Raw genomic sequence first — 17,489 nt, 5'->3', positions numbered from 1 at the left:
GCAAGCCTTTCAGGGCGTGGCGGTGTCGACGCCGAGCCGCGGCTCGTCGACACCGACTGCACGGTTGAGCTGCATCAGCGTGGTGGCGCCGACGATGCCGTCGGGCTTGAGGCCCTGCGCCAGCTGGAAGGCCGCGACCCGGGCCTGCATGCGCTTGTCGTAGGTGGCGGGCAGGGCCGGCTTCGGCTCACCGGCCGCGCTCGCCAGGCCCTTGGCGAGCCAGTCCACCATGGGGCCCCGGTCGCCCCGGTCCAGGCGGTTGTCGTGGCCGGGCGGCACGCGCCACAGCGTGGCGAACTCACCGCGCCAGATCTTCGACAGCGAGGTGAGCGAGATGCGCTGCGACACGTCACCCATGCGGAGCACGGCGTGACGTTCGCCCAGACCGGTCAGCAGCGCATAGGCCGGCTGGCCGGTCTCGTCATGCAGGGTGATGACACCCGGTCGGTCGAGCTGGCGGATCTGGGTGAGGTCGAGACTGCGGCGCAGGCACTGCAGGCCGGCGCCCTTGGCTTCGGCGCAGGCATCCCCCGGGCCGAGTTCGGCCTTCCAGGCCAGCGCCAGGGCTCGCCAGGCGTCGTCCTCGACGCGCGTCGGGGAACCGATGCCGGTGCGCACAGGCTCCGGCAAGGCGACGGGCGCCGAAGCTGCCACGTCGGCAGGGGCCACGGCGGAGACGGGCGTGAGGCTCCCGGTGGCGGGCGACGCCTCGGGGGCGACGGCGCCAGAGGCGGCCCGGGCCGCCGCGGCCACGGGCGGCCGAGCCACGCCTTGCGCCACGGCCGACTCCGGCGCACCGGAGCCGCTGAGCAGCCACGTCACCCCGCCGACCACCGCTGCGCCCGCCAGCACGCCGGCACCGATCCACAGTCCACGCCCGTGGGACGGCAGCGGGGGCGGCTCCGCTTCGGACTTGTAGAACACCTCCTTGGCGGCGCGTTCCAGGATGGCCGCGTCGACCTCCTTGCGGCCTTCGGCATAGGCTCCGAGCAGCGCCCGGTCGCACAGCAGGTTGATGCGGCGCGGCACACCGCGGGTGAGCTGGTGGATGCGCCGGCGCGCCTTGCGATCGAAGGGCTTCAGGCCGGCCTGGCCGGCCACGGCCAGGCGGTGGCGGATGTACTTCGAGGTGTCGGCCTCGGACAGGGCCGGCAGGTGAAAGCGCGCCGTGACCCGCTGGGCCAGTTGCTCGAGCTCCGGGCGGGCGAGCATCTCGCGCAGCTCCGGCTGTCCGATGAGGACGATCTGCAGCAGCTTGCGCTCGTTGGTCTCCAGGTTCGTCAGCAGGCGCAGCTGCTCCAGCACCTCGGCGGCGAGCATCTGCGCCTCGTCGATGATGAGGATGTTGCTCAGGCCGATGGCATGGGTGCGCAACAGGAACTCGTTGAGCGGATCGAGGAAGTCCTTGACGGTGGCATGCGCCGGATCGGCGTGCTCGACGGGCACGTGGAACTCGTCGCAGATGGTCTTGAGCAGCTCCATCACGGTGAGCTGCGGGTTGAACACGTAAGCGACGTTGCAGCGCTTGGGCAGGTGCTCCAGAAAGCAGCGGCACACCGTCGTCTTGCCGGCGCCGATCTCGCCCGTCAGGAGCACGAAGCCGCCGCCCGCGGTGGCGCCATAGCGCAAGTGGGCCAATGCTTCGCGGTGCCGCTCGCTCATGAAGAGGTAGCGCGGGTCGGGCGCGATGGAAAACGGCTGCTGCTTGAGGCCGAAGAATTTCGCGTACATGGGGGCACAGGATACTGCCCCGGCCTGCCTGCCGGCATGAAGCGACCCTCCGGACCAGAATGGCGCATGCAAGACTTGAACGACCTGACCCTGTTCGCCCGCGTCGTGGAGGCCGGTGGCTATTCGGCCGCCGAGCGCTTGACGGGCATTCCGAAGTCGCGCCTCAGTCGTCGCGTGCAGGCGCTGGAAGCCGAACTTGGCGTGCGCCTCATCCAGCGCACGGCCAATCGGTTCTTCGTCACCGAGGCCGGCGACCGGGTGCACCGGCATGCGCAGGCCATCGCCCGCGAGGCGGAGGCACTGGTGGCCTCGGTGGCCGAAACGATGGATGAACCGGCGGGCCTGGTGCGCCTGAGCGCGGCGCCGCTGGCGGGAGAGATGTGGCTGGCCGCCTGGCTTGCCGAATTTGCGTGCCGGTACCCGCGGGTGCAGATCGCTCTCTCGTTGTCCAACCGGCATGTGGACCTGCTGGCCGAGCGCTTCGACCTGGCGCTGCGCTTCTCCAGCACGCCGCTGGCCGATGCCGACGTGGTGGCCCGGCGCATCGGCCAGGGCCGCATGGTGCTGGTGGCGAGCCCCGGCGCGCTGGCCCGGCACGGCCCACCCGCCACCGTGGCCGACCTTCGCGAATGGCCGGCCGTGGTGCTGGGCAGCCTGGAACGGCCGCGGCCGTGGAGCTTCCTGGACGAGGCCGGCGAGCCTGTCGTGTCGACCCCGGCCCCTCGGATGGTGGTCAACAACGTCGTGGCGGCCCGTGAGGCGGTGAAGGCCGGAGCGGGTGTGGCGCAGTTGCCGCTGGCCGCGTGCCAGGAGGCGCTGGCCGATGGCTCGCTGTGCGCGCTCCTGCCCGAGCGGGCACCCGTGCCGACGCCGCTCTACGCCATGTACCCCAGCCGGCATGGCATGAGCACGGCGGTGAGGGTGCTCCTCGCCTTCCTGGAAGCGCGCTGCGAGGACCCGGGCTGAGGACGCGCCGCGTTCCAGGCATGGAACGGCGCGTCGCGGCGCAGGGGCTGTCGCTCGGCAACGCGGCTTCCTACGCTCGAGGCCTCTTCCACGCTTCGAGGTCAAGCCATGAAACTCCACTCCCCTGTTGCCGTCGTGACCGGCGGCTCCCGCGGCATCGGTGCCGCCATCGGACGCCGGCTGGCGGCCGACGGCGCACGCGTCGCCCTGCTGGCACGGCACATCGCGCCGGCGCGCGATGTCGCCGAGGCGATCGGACAAGCCGGCGGGCACGCCCAGGCGTTTGCCTGCGACGTCACCGACCCTGATGCCCTGCAGCGCACGATGAGCGAGATCGCCGGCCTGTTCGGCCCGATCGACGTCCTGGTGAACAACGCGGGCGTGGCGGACATGAAGTCGCTCGGCGAACTGTCCCGGGCCCACTACGAATCGCAGTTCCACGGCAACACCTGGAGCGTGATCGCGTCCACGGAGGCGGCCCTGCCTCACTTCAACGCCGAGGGTGGCAGCATCGTGAATGTCTCCAGCACACTGGCCCAACGGCCGGAGGCGGGCCTCTCGATCTACTCCGCCAGCAAGGCCGCCGTCGATGCCCTCACCCATGCCTTCGCCCGCGAACTCGGGCCGCGCCGCATCCGCGTGAATGCGGTGGCGCCGCACATCACCGCCACCGACATGACAGCCGGACTGCCGGCGGAACACCTGGCCGAAGAGACGCGGCAGACGCCACTGGGCCGGCTGGCCCGACCGGAGGACGTGGCGGATGCGGTGGCCTTCCTGGTGTCGGCGGACGCCCGCTGGGTGAACGGCCGGACGCTCGTCACGGACGGTGGCCGCATCTAGCCGAGTGCACGGCAGAGAGAAGGTGGTGCACCTTGCGAAAGCCGGGTCACCGGCTCGTTCGGCTCAGGCCTGCCCGCTGACCGGCCCTGCCGCTACAACGTGGTCGAGGCGGAGCCGGATGCCGGCCCCATGCCCGGCCAGGCCGGCACGGCAGCGGCCAGCGCGTCCAGAAGCAAGCGCGCACGGGCCGGACGGTACCGCTGCTGCGGGTAGAGCAGCCAGGCGGTGTGCGGGGTGGCGTGCCACGCCGGCAGCACCCTCACCAGCTCGCCGGCGTCGAGCAGGTCCTGCACCAGCCAGTCGGGCGCCACGCCGGGACCGGCACCCAGGCGCAGTCCTTCGCGGATCGACAAGGAACTGTTCACCCGGTACCGGCACGGCAGGCTCACCTCGGCGCGCTGCCCCCTCGGCCCGCTGAGCACGAGCGCCTCGGGCGGCGAAGCGCTCGCGAACTGCAGCAGGTGGTGCCCCAGCAGGTCCTCCGGCTGGCGGATGCGAGGCGCCCGCGCCAGGTAGGCCGGTGACGCGACGACACCCCGGCGCGACACGGCCAGGGGACGCGCCACCATGTGCCCGGGCGGCACGCCGCCCAGGCGCAGCGCGACGTCGACGCCCTCCTCTGCCAGGTCGATGAAGCGATCGTCGAGCAGCAACTCCGCCTGCAGGCCCGTGTGCTCCGACAGGAACTGGAGCAGCCAGGCATTGACGCGCAAGTGCCCGAGCGCCAACGGCGCGCTCACGCGCAGCAGCCCGGACGGCGCCTGCGACAGGCCCTGCACCGCTTCGAGCGCCTCGGCATGCTGTTCGAGCAGGCGCTTGGCGTGGGCATGGAAGCGGCGACCCTCCTCGGTGGGCGCCAGGTGCACGGTGCTGCGGTCGAGCAGCCGCACGCCGACCTGGCGTTCGAGCCAGGCCACCGTCTTGCTGATGGTCGGCTGGGTCGTGTGCAGCTCACGGGCCACGGCCGACAGGCTGCCCAGTTCGACGGCGCGGGAAAAGGTGGCCAGGGCCTTGAGGGTGTCCATGGAGTGCTCGGCGCGGGGGTGCGGTGAAAAAAGGGGCTCATGCCGTTCAGGCATGGGGTGCATTCCATCGGTCGCACTTCCATGCCGCTTGCGAAGAGCCTACCGTGGCGGCCCTGACATGCAAAGGAGCTTGGCGATGGTGTGGCGAATTCAGATGGCCAAGGCGACCTCGGTCATCGCCTTGTGGGCCGGTTCGGTCATGCTGGCCGCAACGGGGACGGCCCAGGCCTCGCCGCCGGAAGCGGCGGCGTGGGTGGGCAGTTGGCGTGCAAGCCCCCAGGCGCTGTGGTCGGGTGACTTCGTGCTGCCCACGAACGCGCCGTTCCAGTTCACCGACCAGACGGTGCGCCAGCCGATGCGCGTGAGCTTGGGCGGTGACCGGTGGCGCATCCTGCTGTCGAACGCGCACGGGACGCGCCCGCTGCGCATCGGCGCGGCGTCTTTCGGGCGATCCGCCGGCGGCGCAGCCCTCATGGGCGGCACCCTGCGCCCGGTGTTGTTCGGCGGCGCGCCGTCGGTGGAGATTCCCGCTGGCGGCGAGGTCCTCAGCGACCCTGTCGCGCTGGCCGTGCCAGCCCTGTCCCGGGTGGCGGTATCCCTGCACCTGCCGGGTCCCACGGCGGCCGCCACCTTCCACTGGGACGCACGGGACACCGGCCACGTGGTGGCGGGCAACCGGGTCGAGCAGGCGGAGCTCACGGGCGCCACCCCGTTGTCCGTTCGGGTCTTCGTGGCGGGCCTGCTCGTGCAGGCCGATCGGTCGGCGTCCAGCATCGTGACCCTCGGCGACTCCATCACCGATGGCAATGCGAGCACGGTCGGGGCCGACCGTCGCTGGCCCGACGCCCTGGCCGAGCGCCTGGCCCCCCATGGCGTGGGGGTGCTGAACGCCGGCATCTCGGGCGCACGGCTGCTCAAGGACGGCATGGGCGCCAACGCCTCGGCGCGTCTCGCCACGGAGGTGCTTGCACAGCCGAACGTGCGCGCCGTCATCGTGCTGCTGGGCACCAACGACATCGGCTGGCCCGGCTCGCCGCTTGCGCCTGCCGATGCGCCGGCCACCGCGGCACAGCTGATCGCTGCCTATCAGCAGCTCATCGCCCGCGGTCGCACCCACGGCGTGCGGGTGGTCGGCGCCACGCTGCTGCCCTTCGAGGGCGCAATGGAGGGCACGCCGGTCGAGGGCTACTTCTCGCCGGCCAAGGAGGTGGTGCGCCAGGCCGTGAACGCCTGGATCCGCGACAGCGGCGCCTTCGACGCGGTCGTCGACTTCGATGCCGCCATGCGCGATCCCGCTCGCCCGGGGCGGCTGCTCCCGCGATACGACTCGGGCGACCACCTGCATCCGGGCGATGAGGGTTACCGGGCCATGGCTGAGGCGGTGAAGCTGGACGTGCTGGGCATCGAGCCGGCTCGCCCGGTGCGGGCACGCTGAATGCCGCACCAGGGCTCCACCGTTGCCGGAGCCACCCATGCCTGACACCATCCACCTGCACGTCTACGACGGCTTTGCCGACTGGGAGCCGGCGTTCGCCATCGCCGGCCTGAACAGCCCTCAGTTCCAGCGCGAGCCCGGCCGCTGGCGCGTGCAGACGGTGGGAAAGCGCCGCGGCACCGTGGTGCGCTCGATGGGCGGCCTGGCCATCGTGCCCGACCTGGGGCTGGACGACATCAGCCCCACCGACAGCGTCATGCTCATCGTGCCGGGCGGGCCCGGCTGGGAAGACGAGTCGCAGCACGCCGCCATCACGGAGAAGGTGCTCGACTTCTTCGAGGCGGACGTGCCGGTGGCCGCGATCTGTGGTGCCACCGCCGGCCTGGCCCGCGCGGGACTGCTCGACGACCGCCCCCACACCAGCAACGCCGCGGCCTACCTGAATGGCACTGGCTATGCCGGTCGGGAGCAGTATCGAGACGAGCCGGCCGTTCGCGCCGAGGGCCTGATCACGGCCGGCGGCATGGCCGCGCTCGAGTTCGCGCGCGAGATCTTCCTCGAACTCGGCGTCTACGAAGACGACGTCCTGGAGGCGTGGTACCAGCTCAACAAGACCGGCCATTCGGCCTGGTTCGCCCGGCAGCAACGGGCCGCGGAGGCGCAGGAGACGGCGTGACCGGTCGGCGCAGCGGCGCCGGCCGACCGGCCGTTCCGCCGGGCGGGCCCGCCTCGACGGGATCAGCGAGGCCACCGCCGCCTCGCCTTGAGTCCGGCCACATCCCCGTGGCACGATGGATCCATGCCAGCCGCCAAGCCCGACACCACCCTGCGTGACCTTGCCCGCCTGCGCCGTGTGCGTGACCGCATCGACCGCGACTACGCCAGGCCGCTCGATGTGGAGGCGCTGGCGCAAGGGGTCCACATGTCGGCGGGCCACTTGAGCCGGCAGTTCCGGCTGGCCTATGGCGAGTCGGTCTATTCGTACCTGATGACGCGGCGCATCGAGCGGGCGATGGCCCTGCTGCGCCTGGGCTCGATGAGCGTGACCGAGGTGAGTCTGGAGGTGGGGTGCGCATCGCTGGGCACCTTCAGCACACGGTTCACCGAGCTGGTGGGCGTGCCGCCCAGCGTGTATCGGCGCGATGCCGCGCGCGCCCTCGACGGCATTCCGGCCTGCGTGGCCCGCCAGGTGAGCCGACCGGTCAGGAATCGAGAAGCGCGCTCGAAGGTGCCTGCCTAGACTGACGCCCAGAGGTTCGAACCCGCGTGGCGACGGCCGCGCACTCCTCTTCAATTCAACGGGTCACCCCATGGACATCACCATCCACTCCACCTTTCTGCCGCATGCCGACGCGGAGGTATCGCTGGCCTTCTACCGGGACGCGCTCGATTTCGAGGTCCGCAAGGATGTCGCCTTCGGCGGCCACCGGTGGATCACCATCGGGCCGAAGGGCAAGCCCGACACCTCCATCGTGCTCTTCCCGCCGAACGCCACGCCGGGCCTCACGGACGAAGAGAAGCGCACCATCGCCGAAATGATGGCCAAGGGCACGTACGCCATGCTGCTGCTCGGGGCGAAGGACCTCGACGCGACCTTCCAGCGGTTGCAGGCCCGGGACGCCGAGATCGTCCAGGAGCCCACGGACCAGCCCTACGGGGTGCGCGACTGCGGCGTTCGTGATCCGGCGGGAAACATGATCCGCATCCAGCAGCTGGCCTGACGGCCGCGCTCCGGCCTGTGGCTAGCCGAGCGGCTGGTAGATCTGGATCAGGTTGCCGCAGGTGTCCGCGAAGATGGCCACCTTGACCGGGCCCAGCGTGGTCGGGTCCATGGTGAAGCGCACGTCATGCTGGCGCAGGCGCTTCACCTCGGCGTCCAGGTCGTCGCACTGGAAGGCGGTGGCCGGAATGCCCTGGCTCATGAGCGCCTGCTGGTAGGTGCGGGCCGCGGGATTGGCATTGGGCTCGAGCGACAGCTCCGTGTCGCCGCCTTCGGGCGAGCGCACCGTGAGCCAGCGGTATTCCCCGGCCGGGAAGTCGCGACTCTTCATGAAGCCGAGGACGCCGGTGTAGAAGTCGAGCGCGCGGGCCTGGTCGTCGACGAAGATGCTGGTGAGGTTGATGCGCATGGTTCACTCCGGGAGGGACTCGAGCTCGCATCCTGCCGCGCCGCGACCGCTGCGACTTCGCCGAAATTTCGGTCGCCCGCGTGGGCGAGGTTCATCAACGCGATGCAGCTCGGCGGCGCGGCATCCGGCCGGCCGGCCTGCCGATAGTGGCGCGGGGGCACGCCGAAATGCCGGCTGAAGCGCCGCGAGAAGCTGCCGACGTTCTCGAACCCGAGCGACAGGGCGATCTGCGTGGCCGATTCGCTGCTGCCGACCAGCAGTTCGCGCGCCCGTTCAAGCCGGGCGCGGGTGCGGCACTGCAAGGGAGTCTCGCCGAACAGCGCCCCGAACTGGGTGATGAAGTGAGGGGTCGACAGGCCGGTGTCCCGGGCGATCGACGCCACGCTGGCGGAGGGCTCGAGTTGCACGCGCAGGCGCTCGCGGGCCGCGCACATGCGCTGGAGCAGGTCGGCACTGATCATCGGAAAGATCGCGGCGGCACGGCGAAGCAAGGTGTGACGCCACCGTATCACGGGGAACCCACCGTGCGCGTCATTCCTCCTTCAGGCGACCTGCCATCAGGGCCAGCAGCGCCATCAAGGTCACCAGCACGCCGAAGGACACGGGCAGGCCTGCGTACTCCGCGATCCAGCCGATCACCGGTGGCCCCAGCAGGAAGCCGCCGTAGCCGACGCTGGCCACGGTGGCGATGCCGTGCCCGGGCGACGTGCGACTGCGGCGCCCCGCCGCGGCGAAGACCACGGGCGCCACGATGGCCAGGCTGAGCCCGGTGCAGGCGAAGGCGGCCAAGGTGAGCGGCAGGGAACCCACCACCAGGGCGGCGGCAAGGGCCGCGGCGCTCACCGCATTGCCCCAGCGCAGCAGGGGCACGGCCCCGACCCGCTGGCTGATGCCGTCGCCGGCAAAGCGCATCACCACCATGGCCACGGAGAAGGCGGCGTAGCCCCAGGCCGCCACGGCTTCCGACGTGCCCAGGGCATCACGCAGCAGGACCGCGCTCCAGTCGGCCATGGCGCCTTCCACCAGGAAGGCGCACAGCGCCATCGCACCCAATGCGAGCAACGACGCATCGGGACGTCCGCGGGCCGGAGCGTCGGGGGTCGACCGCGCGGTGACCTCGGGCAAGGCCCGGCGGGCAACGAGCACCACGGTGGCCAGCACGACGGCCACGCCCGCCAGGTGCAGGCCGGGCCGCACGCCGAGGTGGGCGGCGAAACTGCCCACCGCGGCGCCGGCCAGGCCACCGGCGCTCCACATGCCGTGCAGCGAGGACATCACGCTGCGGCCCGCTCGGCGCTCGACTTCCACGCCCAAGGCGTTCATCGACACGTCCATGGCGCCGTTGGCCGTGCCAAAGACGAAGAGGGTGAGCGCCAGGGAAATCTGCGAGCCGACGACTGCGGGTTGCGGCAGCACGAAGAAGTAGAGCGCCGCGGCCAGGAGCAACTGGGTGCGGGTGCCGAGGATGTCGGCCCCCCAGGCCGACAAGCGGAAGGCCAGCAGCGCCCCGGCGGCGAGCGCGAAGAGGGCCGTGCCGAGCTCCCCTTCGCTGAGACCGATGCCGTCGCGCACCGCCGGTATACGGGACACCCAGCTCGCGAAGCCCGCGCCGTTGCAGAAGAACATGGCCGCCACCGCCTTGTGGGCAGCCGACGAGGGATGGGGGCCGGCGTGCGGCAGCGGAACTGAGGTCATGCTCGAATGCTATTGTTTTTGCTCGATTTGAACAAGGTCGAGCAAGGTTTGCTTTTACAATGCCGCCATGTCGACCCCCGCCCCGCCGCGCTTCACCCACGAGCGCCATGCCCGCATCCTGGAGTGGCTGAATGCCCACGGGCGCGTGGAGGTGCTCGAACTTGCGCGCCTGCTGGAAGTCTCGGAACACACCATCCGCCGCGACCTCGAGGCGCTGCAGGCGAACGGCGTCCTGCATCGCACGCATGGCGGCGCGGTCTCGCTGGACACCACCCGGCTCAGCTTCGGCGGACGCTCGGCCGTGCTTGCCGAGGTGAAGGATTCGCTTGGCCGGGCGGCCGCTGAAGTGATCCAGCCCGGGCAATCGGTGGTCCTCGACGCGGGCTCCACCACCCTGGCGCTGGCCCGCGCGCTGACCGTGCGGCCGCTCACCGTGATCACCAATTCGCTTGATGTGGCCGCGGTCTTCGACCGCGACCGCGGCGTGCAGCTGATCGTGCTGGGCGGCGTATGGCAACCGGTGGCCCGGGCGTTCTGGGGCCACGCGACCTGCCAGATGCTCGAACACCATCGGGCCGATTGGGCGGTACCCGGGGCGTGCGCCGTGGACCTGCAGGCCGGCGTGACTGCCGTTGAGGAGGCGGATGCCATGCTCAAGCGTGCCATGGTGCGTGCCGCCCGGCGCACGCTGGTGCTCGCCGACCACTCCAAGGTGGGCGGCGTGGCGCCGTATCACGTGGCCGAGTGGTCGGACGTCGACACGCTGGTGACCGACCAGCCCTGGCCGGCGCTCGCCGAACGCGGGGTGTCGGTTCAGGTCGCCGCGCTGCCGGCGCGCTGAGCGTCCACGCGGTCGGCTGCGCGTCGGGTACGTCGGCTCAGAGGCCGAGCAGCCCCAGCGCCCGCAATTGCTCCGAGGGGGCGGGGAACCGCGCGCTGATCAGTTCGGCCAACGCGGCCTCGCGTTGCGGGCCTGACAGCGCCGCGTTGCCAAGCACGGACTGGACCTCGACCCGCGCCGCTGCGATGCGCTGCCGCCAGGCGGCATCCTCGTCGTCGATGCGCTGCAGCGCCTGGGCGCGGTCCGGGCCGAAGGCCTCGACACGGCGCCGGTGCACGTCGGCCGGGTCGCTGCCGGCCGGTGGGTCCAGCAAAGCCACCATCGGATCGCTCGGCGGCGGGGTACCGGTCCGCGCACGTTCGATCTCGGCGGCGAGCCGGGTTTCCTCCTCGCCGTAGAACGCCTGCGCCCAGTGCACGCCGAGCAGCGTCTGGCGCACCTGACGGTGTTCCTGGAGTGCCGTCGTCATGCTGGGCAGATCGCCAGGCCGGGCCACGTGCTGGAATGGATGGTGCTGCAGGCGCAGGTAGCGCTCCCAGAGGTCGAGCACCTGGGCAGCGAGCGGTTCACCCAGGTCGCGCCGGGCGTGGGCCGCCACCAGCGCATCGAGGACCGGCCGGGACAGCTCGCCGGCGCCGAGCAGGTAGTGATCGAAGCGGTCGCGCAGCATGCGGTTCGGGACGAGGCTCTCGCCGCGGGCCACGCCCCATGCGGGGAAATCGGTGCCGCGCAGCGACCCTTCGCGGTAGACCGCTCGCTCGGCGCCTTGCCAGTCGGCGTCCTGCGCGGGCGCGGAGGTCTCGCGCTCCGGACGGTCGGCATGCGAACCGGCGGCCATCAGGCTGGGCATGTCGCCGCTCCGAGCCGGCGATGTGAGCGCCGGCGCGTCCGCCAGCCAGCCGCCCATGAACGCCACACCCGCCAGCGTCAGCATCGCGGCGGCGGAGGCCCAGGCCCGTGGACTCATGGGGCGCACCGGTAGGACGCGAGCAGTCGTTGGTAGGCCGCGCGCGCCCGCGCCGGGCCCTTGGGGTCTTGCACGCGATGGGCATCGCACAGGTAGCCCGCGAGGATGCCGAAGATCTCGAACACCATCTGCTCAGGCTCGGTGTCCGGCTGGAGGTGACCGCAGGCCACGGCCTGGGCAACGGTCCGCTGGAGCGACTGCCGCCACGCCATGATGCTGTCGATCAGGCGGGCATTCAACCGATGGCCGCTCGCTTCGACTTCCTCGGCCGGCAGGCTGGTGGCCGCGAGGTGCGAGAGCACGATCGCCCGCAGGTCGCCGCCGAAGACGATCCATCGCTCGACGATGGCGTTGAGCCGCGGCAATCCCCGCGGCTCGCGCAGCGCGGGTTCGAACATCGTCTCGTTGACCAGGTGCTGGTGCAGGTCGACGAGGCGGTTGTGCAGTTCCTCGATGGAGCCGACGCGCGCGAAGACGCCCGCCCGCGTGATGCCCACGGTCGTTGCCACCGCATTGAGCGTGACGTGCTGCAGGCCGCGGCGCGTGCCGATGTCCATGGCCGCGGCCACGATGGCCGACATGGTCTGCTCGGCCTTCGGAATTCGGCGGACGTAGGCCATGCGCGTGCGCCGGGGTTCAGAGTCCCGCGTTCTTCAACCGGTTGGCGTGCGTTCGGTAGAAGGCCACGGGATCTTCCGAGAAGAGGCCGCGCAGGCCGCCGACCTGATTGACTTCGTCGAGGTGGTTCCAGCGGTAGTCGTCCTTGAGCACGGTGCCCCAGTGCGATGAGCAGCGCCCCACCAGGCCGTCGTTCTGGGCTCCGAGGAAGAACACGCTCGTGGCGAGCATGAGGGCGTCGGACACGTCGAACACGTTGGTGGTCACCGAGGTACCGCCGACGGAATAGAAGGCGATGCCATTGGCCACGGCGGCACCGGAGCCGCACGACGACGTCGGCCGCCCGAGCGGGAACCGGTTGTTGAACGCCGCGGCACCGCGCGTACTCAGCGCCGTGCCGACGGCCTCGATGTCCTGCGGGCCGGCGCTGTTGCCGGCGAGGAACTGGATCAGCTTGGCCAGGGGCGAGCCCCACTTGTCGATGCCCAGGGCCATCATGGCGTCGGCAACGGGGCTTCCGCCGTGAGGCGTGCCGACGGTGCTGACGGACGCCACGAGCTCGGGCGCCACGCCGGCCACATAGCGCACCGTGGTGCCGCCCTGGCTGTGGCCGACGAGGTTGAACTTCGTGTGGCCGTGGAGCGCCTGGTACTGCCGCAACTGGCGCAACAGCTGTTCACCGCGCACTTCGTTCGAGTTGACCGCAGCCACCTCCGCCACGTAGACCCGCGCCCCGTTGCGCCGCAGGTCGCCCACGATGCCGTTGAAGTAGTCACCGATGATCGCGGCGCTGTCGAAGCCGAAGAGGCCGTGCACCAGCACGATGGGATGGCGGGTGCTGGCGGATTGGGCTTGCGCGGCCAGGGGCCAGGCGAGTGTTGCAGTGGCGACGAGCGCGAGTGCGCGGGCAATCCAGTTGGGCATGTCGGACTCTCCAGGGGTTCGATGAAGGACGAGCGCTGGCAGGTGCCCCGGCACCCCTGGCCGCTCGACGCCCTGCCTTGCATCGCTTCGCGGTCCGGGCCCTGGGCCAGATCAGGCGCCGATCTTCGGCCGCTCGAACCCTCCGAAGAATTCGTGTTTACCAGTGCGTTTTTTTTGACGTCCGTTCAAGGCACCGGCCCACGCCAGCCACGCCCCGCGCCTCGTCGCGAGCGGCGGCTTCACCGTCAGCAATGGGGTCGGGTCTCCCATTTCGCAGCGATGAGAGGTCTTTGCAATTTGGCGGACCTGACCCCATCGCCGATGGCCCCATGGCCGAGGGGTGCGGCGTGCTCAGTCGAAGGTGACCCACACGGGGGCGTGGTCGCTGGCGTGTTCCCAGCCGCGGACGTCGCGGTCGACGCCCGCGCCGGCGAGCACTTGGGCGAGGGGCTCGCTCAGAAGCAGGTGGTCGATGCGCAAGCCGGCGTTGCGCGGCCAGCGTTGGCGCAGGTAGTCCCAGAACGTGTAGAGCGGTTCATCGGGATGGAGGTGGCGGATGGCGTCGACCCAGCCTTGTGCGAGCAGCGCCTGCCAGGCGGCGCGCGGCTCAGGTTGCAGCAGCGCATCGTCGTGCCAGGAGCGGGTGGCGTAGATGTCGGCGACGTCGTCGGTGGGCACGACGTTCCAGTCGCCGGCCAGCACCACCGGCAGCCCGGTGTCCCACAGTGATTGCGCGTGCCGGTTCATGCGCTCGAACCAGCGCAGCTTGCGGTCGAACTTGGGGCCGGGTTGCGGGTTGCCGTTGGGCAGGTAGATGGACGCGACGATCATGCCCTCGACCGCGGCCTCCAGGTACCGAGCCTCCGTGTCGCTCGGGTCGCCGGGCAGTTCGCGGCGGATCTCGATGGGTTGGGCACCGCGGGCGAGGATGGCCACGCCATTCCAGGACGGCTGTCCGCGCCACAGCGCGCCATAGCCCGCGTCGGTCAAGGCCTCGTGGGGAAACTTGGCGTCGGGCGCCTTGAGCTCCTGCAGGCAGACCACGTCAGGCATGCTTTCCTCCAGCCAGCGCAGCAGCAGGGGCAGGCGGGCATTGATGCCATTGACGTTCCAGGTGGCGAGCTTCATGCGCTGTCCTTGGTGAGGTCCGAGGCGGGTGCCACGGCCGTCCCGCGGATGGCCACGGGCCACCACGCCGGGAGCAAGGCGCGTACCTCCCGGCGGGTGAAGCGGTCGTCGATCAGGTGCAGTACGCCGCGATCCGCCGGTGTGCGGATGACGCGGCCCGCCGCCTGCACGACCTTCTGCAGCCCGGGGTACAGGTACGCGTAGGCATAGCCCTCGCCGAAGGTCGCCTGCAGGCGCTCGCGCAGCATCTCGTTCACCGGGTTCACCTGCGGCAACCCCAACGTGGCGATGAAGGCGCCGATGAGGCGCTCGCCGGGCAGGTCGATGCCTTCGGCGAACGCGCCGCCCAGCACCGCGAACCCGATGCCGCGGCCCTCGGGCGCGAAACGCGCAAGGAACCCGGCGCGGGCGGCCTCGTCCATGGCCCGCGACTGGGCCCACACCGGCAGCGCGGGGTGTTCGGCCATCAGCTGCGACAGCACCTGCTCCAGGTACTCGAAGCTGCTGAAGAAGGCCAGGTAGTTGCCGGGACGATCACGGTACTGCGCGGCCATCAAGGCGACGATGGGCGCGACCGACGCCGGTCGGTGCGCATGGCGAGTGGAGATGTGCGGACTCACGTGAACGGTGAGCTGCTCCGGCGTGAAAGGCGAGTCGACGTCGATCCACAGGGTGTCATCGGGCAGCCCCAGGGTGTCGCGGTAGAAGGCTTGCGGACCGAAGGTCGCGGAGAACAGCGTGGCGGTGTGCGCGGCGGCCATCCGCGGGCGCAGGAAGGGCGCCGGCACCACGTTGCGCAGGCACAGCACCGAACGCGACCGGGGTCCGGCGTGATCCCGTGTCACGTCGAACTGGGAATGCGCGCCGAAGCGCTCGGCGACACGAGCGAAGTGCAGCAGGTCGAACCAGACGCGCAACAGTTCGGGGCTGCTGTCGCTCGGGTGATCGCCGAGGTGGTTTCCGATGGCGGTGGTGCAGGCGGTCAGGGCAGTCAGCCAGCGCTCGGGCAGCACGTCGAAGGCTTCGAAATCGGTGGCGCATTCGCCATTGAGCTGCACCCAGGCACGGTGCAGCCGCGCCAGCGGCCCGCGCAGCGGCTCGGGCGCCGTGCGCGCAAAGGCGTGCACCGCCTGCTGGTCGAGCGAGGCGGAGTACATCTTTCGCGCCCGATCGAGCAGGTTGTGCGCCTCGTCCACCAGCAGTCCCACCCGCCACTGGTTGGCCAGGGTGAGACCGTGCAGCATCGCGGTGAAGTCGAAGAAGTAGTTGTAGTCGCCCACCACGACGTCGGCCCAGCGAACCATCTCCTGGCCGAGGTAGTAGGGGCACACCCCATGGTCCGCAGCCACGGCGCGCAGCCGCGCGCGATCCAGGACACCGCCCTCCACCGCCGCCTGCCGGGCCGCCGGCAGGCGGTCGTAGAACCCCCGCGCCAGCGGACACGCGTCACCGTGGCACGCCCGGCCCGGGTACTCACAGGCCTTGTCGCGCGCCACCAGTTCCAGCACCCGCAGCGGCACACCCGTCCTCGACACCGTGGCCAGTGCTTCGAGGGCCAGGCCGCGCCCGGGACTCTTTGCTGCGAGGAAGAAGACCTTGTCCAGCCGCTGCGAGGGGCAGGCCTTCAACAAGGGAAAGAGCGTGCCGAGCGTCTTGCCGATGCCCGTGGGCGCCTGCGCCGCGAGGCAGCGTCCGGCCGACGCCGCCTTGTAGACCGCCTCGGCCAGCTGCCGCTGCCCGGGCCGGAAGCTGCCGTGCGGAAACGCCAGCGTCAGCAAGCCGGCGTCGCGCGCGTGTCGGTGCGCCATCTCCTGCTGCGCCCAGGCCACGAAGCGCTCGCACAGCGCGACAAAGAAGGCGTCCAGCGCCTGCGCGGTGTGCTTCTCGGAGAGCGTGGTATCGGCCTGTGTGCCGATGTCGTGATAGACCAGCGCGACAGTGATGGCGTCGAGCCCGCGCATGCGGCAGAGCAAGGCGCCGTAGACCTTGACCTGTGCCCAGTGCAGGGCACGGTGATTGGCCGGCATGGCGGCCAGGTCGCCGCGGTAGGTCTTGACCTCTTCGAGGCGCCGTCTGTCCGGATCGTAGCCATCGGCACGGCCTCGCACCCGCAGCGGACCGTGTTGTCCGGACAAGGAGACTTCGTTCTCGGCATTGGGGCCGCGGCGCATGGCGACGGCCGCGTGACCGGCCATGCCTTCGGCAGCGGAAGGGGACGGCGTGAACCGGTGGTCGAGGTCGCCCTGCTTGGCCGCGAACTCGCACAGCGTGCGCACGGCCACGACGTAGCTTGCCTCGTCGGGCGACACGGAGTTTTCCACCGGCGAAGTTTACTGGATGGATGAACAGGGAGAGGCGGTCCGCACCGCCGATACTGCGCCACTTTGCCCGGGCGCACGGTCGGCATGCCGCCCGATCAGGGCAGGCGCACGGCACGCTCACCGCTTGCTTGCGGCCGACTGCTGGCGCGTGACGGTCCGTTAGCCCCTGCCACGGCGCGGCATAAAGCGTCGCGACATGGTCGACTGCGCCGTGATGTGGCAGGCTTGTGTCCATGGAGGCCGGTCCACGGCCACTGGCGAGCCGCCCCGGCGGGCAGCACGCCATGGCACGCGATCTGCGGCAGGGGACGCGAGCCCCTTCGCTGCCCAAGCGCCCCGTCCACGACAACCCGCCGGAGCCCCGACATGCTCGAGTCCATCAAACGCCTCTTCGAATCGCTGCAACCGCGCGCGGCGCCGGACGCCGCCTTCGAGCACACCCTGCAGATGGCCACCGCGGTCCTGCTGGTCGAGGTGATGCGTTCGGACGCTCGCATCTCGCCTGAAGAACGTGGCACGGTACTGGCCACCCTGCGCCGCCACTTCTCGCTCTCCGAAGCCGAGCTCCGCACCCTCATGGAGGTGGCCGAGGAGCAGGCCCGCAACGCCCACGACCTGCACACCTTCACCGCCCGGGTCAACGAACACCTGGAACCGAACGAGCGGGCCCGCATCATCGAATACCTCTGGCAGGTCGCCTATGCCGACGGCCACCTGGACGCCCACGAGCACCACGTGATGCGCAAGATCGCCGACCTGCTGTACATCCCGCACGGCGACTACGTCGCCGCCAAGATGCGCGCGCGTGATCAACTGGCGTGAAGACGCGCCGCTCATCCGGCCGGTGGGGCCGGGGCCCACGGCCG

Annotated in this window: 18 protein-coding genes; 8 read left to right on the top strand and 10 right to left on the bottom strand. The window is 70.8% G+C overall.

Annotated features, from left to right (window positions below; all coding sequences use genetic code 11):
• Positions 1 to 9: 9 nt before the first annotated feature.
• A complete protein-coding gene (locus ACSQ2F_RS21620) occupies positions 10 to 1,731 on the bottom strand; it encodes an AAA family ATPase (RefSeq protein WP_436026299.1) in 1,722 nt (573 codons plus the stop codon).
• A gap of 66 nt (positions 1,732 to 1,797) precedes the next feature.
• On the opposite strand from ACSQ2F_RS21620, the gene ACSQ2F_RS21615 reads away from it, so the two are divergent.
• Positions 1,798 to 2,697: a LysR family transcriptional regulator gene (locus ACSQ2F_RS21615; RefSeq protein ID WP_436026298.1), complete on the top strand. Its 900-nt coding sequence runs from the start codon at positions 1,798 to 1,800 to the stop codon at positions 2,695 to 2,697.
• A gap of 108 nt (positions 2,698 to 2,805) precedes the next feature.
• Positions 2,806 to 3,540: an SDR family NAD(P)-dependent oxidoreductase gene (locus ACSQ2F_RS21610; protein ID WP_436026297.1), complete on the top strand. Its 735-nt coding sequence runs from the start codon at positions 2,806 to 2,808 to the stop codon at positions 3,538 to 3,540.
• Between the two features lie 92 nt (positions 3,541 to 3,632).
• On the opposite strand, the gene ACSQ2F_RS21605 is transcribed toward ACSQ2F_RS21610, so the two are convergent.
• Positions 3,633 to 4,565 carry a LysR family transcriptional regulator gene (locus tag ACSQ2F_RS21605; RefSeq protein ID WP_436026296.1) on the bottom strand — a complete coding sequence of 311 codons (933 nt, stop codon included), beginning with the start codon at positions 4,563 to 4,565 and terminating at the stop codon, positions 3,633 to 3,635.
• A gap of 136 nt (positions 4,566 to 4,701) precedes the next feature.
• On the opposite strand from ACSQ2F_RS21605, the gene ACSQ2F_RS21600 reads away from it, so the two are divergent.
• The 4 genes from ACSQ2F_RS21600 (at position 4,702) to ACSQ2F_RS21585 (ending at position 7,721) form a co-directional block, all read left to right on the top strand.
• Entirely contained in the window at positions 4,702 to 6,000 is a 1,299-nt protein-coding gene (locus tag ACSQ2F_RS21600) for an SGNH/GDSL hydrolase family protein (protein WP_436026295.1), read from the top strand.
• 37 nt (positions 6,001 to 6,037) lie between these two features.
• Positions 6,038 to 6,676, top strand: coding sequence for a DJ-1/PfpI family protein (locus ACSQ2F_RS21595; RefSeq protein ID WP_436026294.1), 639 nt, complete (start codon positions 6,038 to 6,040; stop codon positions 6,674 to 6,676).
• A 123-nt stretch (positions 6,677 to 6,799) separates the two neighbouring features.
• On the top strand, positions 6,800 to 7,240 hold the full coding sequence (locus ACSQ2F_RS21590; protein WP_436026293.1) for a helix-turn-helix transcriptional regulator: 441 nt from the start codon (positions 6,800 to 6,802) through the stop codon (positions 7,238 to 7,240).
• A 70-nt stretch (positions 7,241 to 7,310) separates the two neighbouring features.
• The gene (locus ACSQ2F_RS21585) at positions 7,311 to 7,721 is read left to right on the top strand and encodes a VOC family protein (protein WP_436026292.1); all 411 of its coding nucleotides are present in this window, start codon (positions 7,311 to 7,313) and stop codon (positions 7,719 to 7,721) included.
• A 21-nt stretch (positions 7,722 to 7,742) separates the two neighbouring features.
• Here ACSQ2F_RS21585 and ACSQ2F_RS21580 read toward each other — a convergent pair whose 3' ends face one another.
• The 3 genes from ACSQ2F_RS21580 to ACSQ2F_RS21570 form a co-directional block, all read right to left on the bottom strand.
• Positions 7,743 to 8,129, bottom strand: a complete 387-nt coding sequence (locus ACSQ2F_RS21580; RefSeq protein ID WP_436026291.1) for a VOC family protein — start codon at positions 8,127 to 8,129, stop codon at positions 7,743 to 7,745.
• Positions 8,048 to 8,590: a helix-turn-helix domain-containing protein gene (locus ACSQ2F_RS21575; protein ID WP_436026290.1), complete on the bottom strand. Its 543-nt coding sequence runs from the start codon at positions 8,588 to 8,590 to the stop codon at positions 8,048 to 8,050. Before ACSQ2F_RS21575 ends, ACSQ2F_RS21580 begins: the two co-directional genes overlap by 82 nt.
• A gap of 70 nt (positions 8,591 to 8,660) precedes the next feature.
• Positions 8,661 to 9,824 carry an MFS transporter gene (locus ACSQ2F_RS21570; protein WP_436026289.1) on the bottom strand — a complete coding sequence of 388 codons (1,164 nt, stop codon included), beginning with the start codon at positions 9,822 to 9,824 and terminating at the stop codon, positions 8,661 to 8,663.
• A 67-nt stretch (positions 9,825 to 9,891) separates the two neighbouring features.
• Between ACSQ2F_RS21570 and ACSQ2F_RS21565 the strand changes: the two genes are divergently transcribed.
• The gene (locus ACSQ2F_RS21565; RefSeq protein WP_436026288.1) at positions 9,892 to 10,665 is read left to right on the top strand and encodes a DeoR/GlpR family DNA-binding transcription regulator; all 774 of its coding nucleotides are present in this window, start codon (positions 9,892 to 9,894) and stop codon (positions 10,663 to 10,665) included.
• Between the two features lie 37 nt (positions 10,666 to 10,702).
• Here the strand turns inward: ACSQ2F_RS21565 and ACSQ2F_RS21560 are convergent, their stop codons facing one another.
• The 5 genes from ACSQ2F_RS21560 to ACSQ2F_RS21540 all read right to left on the bottom strand — a co-directional run bounded on the left by ACSQ2F_RS21560 (position 10,703) and on the right by ACSQ2F_RS21540 (position 16,623).
• The gene (locus tag ACSQ2F_RS21560) at positions 10,703 to 11,632 is read right to left on the bottom strand and encodes a lipase secretion chaperone (RefSeq protein WP_436026287.1); all 930 of its coding nucleotides are present in this window, start codon (positions 11,630 to 11,632) and stop codon (positions 10,703 to 10,705) included.
• A complete protein-coding gene (locus ACSQ2F_RS21555; protein ID WP_436026286.1) occupies positions 11,629 to 12,252 on the bottom strand; it encodes a TetR/AcrR family transcriptional regulator in 624 nt (207 codons plus the stop codon). The genes ACSQ2F_RS21560 and ACSQ2F_RS21555 overlap by 4 nt, the downstream gene beginning before the upstream one ends.
• Before the next feature lie 16 nt (positions 12,253 to 12,268).
• Positions 12,269 to 13,174, bottom strand: coding sequence for an esterase/lipase family protein (locus ACSQ2F_RS21550; RefSeq protein WP_436026285.1), 906 nt, complete (start codon positions 13,172 to 13,174; stop codon positions 12,269 to 12,271).
• Positions 13,175 to 13,525: 351 nt separating this feature from the next.
• Entirely contained in the window at positions 13,526 to 14,302 is a 777-nt protein-coding gene (locus ACSQ2F_RS21545) for an exodeoxyribonuclease III (protein WP_436026284.1), read from the bottom strand.
• Positions 14,299 to 16,623: an ATP-dependent DNA helicase gene (locus ACSQ2F_RS21540; RefSeq protein ID WP_436026283.1), complete on the bottom strand. Its 2,325-nt coding sequence runs from the start codon at positions 16,621 to 16,623 to the stop codon at positions 14,299 to 14,301. The genes ACSQ2F_RS21545 and ACSQ2F_RS21540 overlap by 4 nt, the downstream gene beginning before the upstream one ends.
• A gap of 366 nt (positions 16,624 to 16,989) precedes the next feature.
• Here ACSQ2F_RS21540 and ACSQ2F_RS21535 point away from each other — a divergent pair, with 366 nt between their 5' ends.
• Entirely contained in the window at positions 16,990 to 17,445 is a 456-nt protein-coding gene (locus ACSQ2F_RS21535; RefSeq protein WP_436026282.1) for a TerB family tellurite resistance protein, read from the top strand.
• Positions 17,446 to 17,489 lie beyond the last annotated feature (44 nt).

The sequence above is a fragment of the Rhizobacter sp. LjRoot28 genome (assembly GCF_964253025.1).
Classification (GTDB): Bacteria; Pseudomonadota; Gammaproteobacteria; order Burkholderiales; family Burkholderiaceae_C; genus Rhizobacter.
Note: the sequence above shows the minus strand (reverse complement) of the source record. Positions and strands in the feature narration are given on the sequence as shown.

What these genes read in the sequence shown, in the direction of transcription:
- ACSQ2F_RS21565 (WP_436026288.1), top strand. Translation starts at nt 9,892, where the DNA reads ATGTCGACCCCCGCCCCGCCGCGCTTCACCCACGAGCGCCATGCCCGC.
- ACSQ2F_RS21585 (WP_436026292.1), top strand. Translation starts at nt 7,311, where the DNA reads ATGGACATCACCATCCACTCCACCTTTCTGCCGCATGCCGACGCGGAG.
- ACSQ2F_RS21570 (WP_436026289.1), bottom strand. Translation starts at nt 9,824, where the DNA reads ATGACCTCAGTTCCGCTGCCGCACGCCGGCCCCCATCCCTCGTCGGCT.
- ACSQ2F_RS21545 (WP_436026284.1), bottom strand. Translation starts at nt 14,302, where the DNA reads ATGAAGCTCGCCACCTGGAACGTCAATGGCATCAATGCCCGCCTGCCC.
- ACSQ2F_RS21575 (WP_436026290.1), bottom strand. Translation starts at nt 8,590, where the DNA reads ATGATCAGTGCCGACCTGCTCCAGCGCATGTGCGCGGCCCGCGAGCGC.
- ACSQ2F_RS21560 (WP_436026287.1), bottom strand. Translation starts at nt 11,632, where the DNA reads ATGAGTCCACGGGCCTGGGCCTCCGCCGCCGCGATGCTGACGCTGGCG.
- ACSQ2F_RS21555 (WP_436026286.1), bottom strand. Translation starts at nt 12,252, where the DNA reads ATGGCCTACGTCCGCCGAATTCCGAAGGCCGAGCAGACCATGTCGGCC.
- ACSQ2F_RS21600 (WP_436026295.1), top strand. Translation starts at nt 4,702, where the DNA reads ATGGTGTGGCGAATTCAGATGGCCAAGGCGACCTCGGTCATCGCCTTG.
- ACSQ2F_RS21590 (WP_436026293.1), top strand. Translation starts at nt 6,800, where the DNA reads ATGCCAGCCGCCAAGCCCGACACCACCCTGCGTGACCTTGCCCGCCTG.
- ACSQ2F_RS21615 (WP_436026298.1), top strand. Translation starts at nt 1,798, where the DNA reads ATGCAAGACTTGAACGACCTGACCCTGTTCGCCCGCGTCGTGGAGGCC.
- ACSQ2F_RS21605 (WP_436026296.1), bottom strand. Translation starts at nt 4,565, where the DNA reads ATGGACACCCTCAAGGCCCTGGCCACCTTTTCCCGCGCCGTCGAACTG.
- ACSQ2F_RS21595 (WP_436026294.1), top strand. Translation starts at nt 6,038, where the DNA reads ATGCCTGACACCATCCACCTGCACGTCTACGACGGCTTTGCCGACTGG.
- ACSQ2F_RS21550 (WP_436026285.1), bottom strand. Translation starts at nt 13,174, where the DNA reads ATGCCCAACTGGATTGCCCGCGCACTCGCGCTCGTCGCCACTGCAACA.
- ACSQ2F_RS21620 (WP_436026299.1), bottom strand. Translation starts at nt 1,731, where the DNA reads ATGTACGCGAAATTCTTCGGCCTCAAGCAGCAGCCGTTTTCCATCGCG.
- ACSQ2F_RS21580 (WP_436026291.1), bottom strand. Translation starts at nt 8,129, where the DNA reads ATGCGCATCAACCTCACCAGCATCTTCGTCGACGACCAGGCCCGCGCG.
- ACSQ2F_RS21610 (WP_436026297.1), top strand. Translation starts at nt 2,806, where the DNA reads ATGAAACTCCACTCCCCTGTTGCCGTCGTGACCGGCGGCTCCCGCGGC.
- ACSQ2F_RS21535 (WP_436026282.1), top strand. Translation starts at nt 16,990, where the DNA reads ATGCTCGAGTCCATCAAACGCCTCTTCGAATCGCTGCAACCGCGCGCG.